Consider the following 783-nt stretch of genomic DNA (forward strand, 5'->3'; position numbering starts at 1 on the left):
GCATTATTCCCTACAAAAGCATCCAAGTCTCCATCCCCATCAATATCGGCTAAGGTGGGTGCAGCCGCAATTCCCACATCCGTCAAACCGAAGGGGTTAGTGGCTTCTTGGGTAAAGGTGGGAGCAGCCGCAGTTCCCGTGTTGCGATAGAACCGGGTATTGCCTTCACCATCTCCCACAAAAGCATCCAAGTCCCCATCCCCATCAATATCGGCAAAAGTGGTTACTGGTACAGCACCATCATTCGTCAGTCCGAAGGGGTTGGTAATTGGAGTGATAAACTTGGGAGTAGCTATGGGGGCATCATTAACCGCAGTCACAGAGAAAGTCTGAGTTCCTCTAACGAAACCTTGACCATCAGTCACAGCGTAGCGAAGGGTGGCAGCACCATTAAAGTTAAGATTTGGGGTGAAGGTATAAGTCCCATTCCCGTTATTTACCACTGTACCGTTGGTGGCAGTTACGCGAAATGGACCATTATTAACTACCGATAAAGTGCCACCTTCTACATCGCTGAAACCTGCCAACAAGTCAGAGGCATTGATAATAATGGGTGTATCTTCAGCAGTGTTGCTTAAAATGGCTGTGGGTGAACCTGTGGGTGCATCATTAACTGGGGTGACAGAGAAAGTCTGAGTTTGTCCAGTTAAGGTATCTGTACCATCAGTGACATCGTAGGAAAGATTAACTGCACCATTAAAGTTAGCAGTTGGGGTGAAGGTATAAGTCCCATCACCGTTGTCTACCAATACACCATTATCAGCAGTCAAGTTCACAACTGAG

At 47.3% G+C, this 783-nt stretch carries 1 protein-coding gene; it reads right to left on the minus strand.

What is annotated here, in order from left to right; translation table 11 throughout:
• A partial coding sequence (locus FJR04_RS25880) for a cadherin-like domain-containing protein (protein WP_371717631.1) occupies positions 1–776 on the minus strand: 776 nt, incomplete at its 3' end.
• Positions 777–783: the final 7 nt, after the last annotated feature.

The sequence above is a fragment of the Anabaena sp. UHCC 0204 genome (assembly GCF_009711975.1).
Taxonomy (GTDB): Bacteria; Cyanobacteriota; Cyanobacteriia; order Cyanobacteriales; family Nostocaceae; genus Dolichospermum.